The organism is Bacillus sp. EE-W1, assembly GCF_009760835.1.
GTDB lineage: Bacteria > Bacillota > Bacilli > Bacillales > Bacillaceae_G > Bacillus_A > Bacillus_A wiedmannii.
The window spans coordinates 220,576-224,498 of the sequence record NZ_WIPE01000060.1; the positions used below are offsets into that span (position 1 = coordinate 220,576).

General features: G+C 27.5%; 3 protein-coding genes. All 3 read left to right on the forward strand.

Going from position 1 to position 3,923, the window contains the following annotated elements; translation table 11 throughout:
• Positions 1-163 precede the first annotated feature (163 nt).
• The 3 genes from GFJ36_RS12565 to GFJ36_RS12575 are packed head-to-tail and all read left to right on the forward strand — an operon-like array spanning position 164 to position 3,491.
• Positions 164-1,261: a ThiF family adenylyltransferase gene (locus GFJ36_RS12565; protein ID WP_071680185.1), complete on the forward strand. Its 1,098-nt coding sequence runs from the start codon at positions 164-166 to the stop codon at positions 1,259-1,261.
• Between the two features lie 37 nt (positions 1,262-1,298).
• The gene (locus GFJ36_RS12570) at positions 1,299-2,222 is read left to right on the forward strand and encodes an aKG-HExxH-type peptide beta-hydroxylase (protein ID WP_098649499.1); all 924 of its coding nucleotides are present in this window, start codon (positions 1,299-1,301) and stop codon (positions 2,220-2,222) included.
• Positions 2,223-2,231: 9 nt separating this feature from the next.
• On the forward strand, positions 2,232-3,491 hold the full coding sequence (locus GFJ36_RS12575; RefSeq protein WP_097891355.1) for an MFS transporter: 1,260 nt from the start codon (positions 2,232-2,234) through the stop codon (positions 3,489-3,491).
• Positions 3,492-3,923 lie beyond the last annotated feature (432 nt).

The window sequence follows — 3,923 nt, forward strand, 5'->3', positions numbered from 1 at the left end:
AGAATTAACATCTTCACTTGGCGAGCCACGCGCTTAATTCAAAATAGTAATTGGGCCTATTTACATTAGGCCCCTTTACTAATTTTTTGATTCAAAATATGAATAATATTTAGTTTATATATTATATAGATTTTCAATACTTTATTTTAGAGAGGTTACTATAATGAAAAAACAAATTGAATTCCCTATAGTATCATCGTCAATTGAGCCTATAAAACTGTCGAATGGAGATATATTTCTAAACAGTCATATGGGGCGTCATATGAGAATTGAAAAAGCAGAATCTATACTTGAATGTTTACTTGAAAAGTGTGATGGCACTAAAAATATAAAGCAAATTGTTAATGAATTAAGATTGGAAAATTATGATATAACAGAAGTAGAAATTGAGGAAATATTAGAGACATTTTCTGAAAATGGAATTGTAGTTGAATGTAATAAAAGAAAGGTTCCAGAATGGCTTTCTAATGAACAATATGATCGGTATTTTACTTTGATTGATTTGTTTGAAAATTTTCCGGATTTAAAAAATAATCCCTGGGAAGCTTTTGAAAAAATTAGAAATGCCAAAGTTGGGATTATAGGCATGGGAGGAACAGGTAGCTTATTAGCAATGATGCTTGGAGCTACTGGTGTTGGTTATCTTAAATTAATGGATGGAGATAAAATTGAATCCTCGAATTTAGTTAGGCAAATTTTTTATGATGAAAATCAAATTGGTGAATTTAAAGCCGAAATTATTAAAAAGAGAATAAATTCATTTAATAGAGATGTTAATGTGGAATGTATTAATAGTTATGTTGAAAATTTAGAAGATGTTTATTCGTTTGCTGATGGTCTTGATTTTATTTTTGTAGAAGCTGATGAACCAAGATTTATATTGAATAGGTGGGTAAATGAAGCGTGTATAAAGTTAAAAATTCCTTATATAGGAAGCTTTGCTCAACAGATTGGTCCATTATTTATACCAGAAGAAACAGCTTGTTTTACATGCTATGAAGAATATATAAGACAAAATTTAGACAAAAATGATTATGAGGATTTAATTATTGGGATGCAAAAGAAACGAGGAAGAAAGTATCCTTCTGTTGTTTCAGGAATTACATTATCATCACATTATCAGTTTTTAGAATGGTTTTCTTGGTTAACAGGTACATATGAGCCTTTAACTAAAAATAAAGTTTTAACTTTTAAAACAGGTGATATTGTAAGAACAGAGGATGTGTTGAAAAATGAATTATGTGAATCGTGTTCTATATAATTTATTAATCTAATATTTGATAGGAGATGTTTAATTAATGGAAAGAATAGAAGACATATTTACTATTACTCTAGAGGAATCTAAGTTGAAATATGAAGCAAATGAATTTTTATTAGCCCTTTTAGATACATATAAAGAATTATTAAGTAAGCATGAAATAGATTTTTCAGATGAGTTAAAATACCATCCAGCTATGGCTTGGTCAATTTATCGTGATCCTGAAAATGTTGAGCTTTTAAAGGAAAATCTTGCTATCTCAGAACAAGATAAGTCATGGTTTAATTCTATAAATGATAATGATTGGGTTAGTCGTTCACTTGATATTTTATCTGAAAGTAATTCAAAAGATTTAAATAGAGAAATTGTGTTGAAAATGAATGTTCCAACTACAGAAGAATGTGAATTAATTAATAGAGCTTTAAGTATTATTGAAAAGGCTTGGCCAGAAGCTTATAAACAAATAAAATTATTATCAAAAAAGATTGTTGTGATTGATTCTAATGGTGATAATTTTACTTCGGCTACTGGAGCATATTCATTTGGGGCAATATTTTTGAAAAATAAACCAGGTTGGAATGCTATGAATTTTGTTGATGTTTTAATACATGAAAGTGGACATCAAGCATTAATGGTTAAACAAACATTTGGAAGAATGATTGAAAATTTAACTAAAAAAGCAGATTCTCCTTTAAGAGAAGATAAACGTTGGTTAAATGGTACGTTACATGCTACATATGTGTTATGGAGAGTTTTAAAAGTATTTTCTAAAATAAAAGAATGTGAAGTTGTTTTATCTGAAGAGGAAAAAATAACAATGGATAACTTAGAAAAAGAATTTATTTTGAGATTGGAAAAAGGTGTGGAGATTTTAGAAAACGAAGCTGAGTTTTCTAATTTAGGGAAAATCTTTTTTGATGAAATTAAACAAGAATTGAGCGAGTTTTTATTAATTTATTCTTAAGGAGAGTTTATGAACTTATTTAAGTATTTGAAGCAAACGTTTCATTTTCCCGGTTTTCAAAGTTTTTTATATTCCGGTTTCTTAACAAGTATTGCGAATTGGAATTATGTAGTTGCAATGACCGCTTTGATTTATCAGCAATTTGGAACTACAGGAGTTGCGATATTTGGTCTTACAAGACAAATTCCATATATACTTTTTTCACCCATATCTGGTTATATAATTGATAGATTCCCGAGGAAAAAAATAATTATTTTTATAAATCTTTTAAATGTACTATCTATGACAATGCTTATTATATTTTCTTTCTTAAAAATTAATTCTTTATATGTGTTTCTTCTAGTTTCCTTAATTCAGGTGTTTGTAGGAACTATAGATTACCCTATTAGATTGACAATTGGTAAAAAATTAGTTGATAAGGATTCATTATTAGCAATGAATACACTTACGACTTCATTAGGTACAATTTCTCTTATGATAGCTCCTATTATTGGAGGCGTATTGGTTGGTTTAAACGATTTATTTTGGGCGTTTTTAATTAATGTTCTAGTATATTTAATTTGTTTAGTTTTAGTGTGTTTTATACCGAAATCTATCAATCAAAATTTTGATGGATTGTTGCAAACTGAACAAAAGGTTAAAATTTCAGATTCTCTAAATAATATTGTAGAGGGATTTAAATTCATTTTATTCAATAAAAAGATTTTTTCTGTCTCTATTATTTTATGCTTTATTCATATAGTTGTTGGATCAGTCTTTGTTTTTGTTCCATATCTTGCTGATATAACTGGACAAGAAGGTTCAGGTACGGGATATTATTTAGCGATTAATGGATTAGGTTGTGTTATCGGAACTTTATTAGGTGGACACTTTGGTAAGAAAAATCTTACTTTTATAATTTGGATAAGCGTATTAGGTTCTTTTATTGCTTGTATTATTTGTGGTGGAATAAATCATGTTTTCGTGGCATATTTAGCAGTTTTATTTATAGGTATTTTTACTATGTTGCCGGAAGCACCTATTATGACTATTATTCAGGAAGAGACTCCTGACAATGCTTCGGGAAGAGTATTTGCAGCTATTGATGTTTTAATTATAGGTGGTATGGGAATAGGTTCATTTTTAGTTGGTTGGTTATTTGCTAATACAACATTTATGTTTACTTTGTTTGTTATTGGTATTTTGCCAGTTATTGTTTCACTACTTATGAATAAATTTTTATATGTTAAAAACGATCAAGTAAATAATAGCTCTATTACAGAAGCATGATTTTGTAAGTAATAATATTTTTTATATTTAAGTGTATACCCTAAAAAATTAATGATTGCTATGGGTAATAAAATTAATAGTGAACATAAAAACCTTTAGGATTTTCTAAAAGTTTTTATGTTCATTAATTTTTTAAATGCGATATAAAAATTTTGATTAGTCGGTGAAATAAACCGTATTAAGGGTGGATAAAATTAACCCTAATGTTTAGAAATATAACAATTACCCGTTTAATGAAGATAATAAATTAAATAATCAAATTTTTGGAACCTAATCCTGTTTTATATATCTATTGATAATATTCTAGATTTTAAGAAAGAGTAAATCAAGATATATGAGTACTATGATTACTGTTAAATATGATATTAAAGGAGCGATATAATGAATATTAACCTTAAATTTACTGATAAATCAGAACTTGCTGTTCAAAAA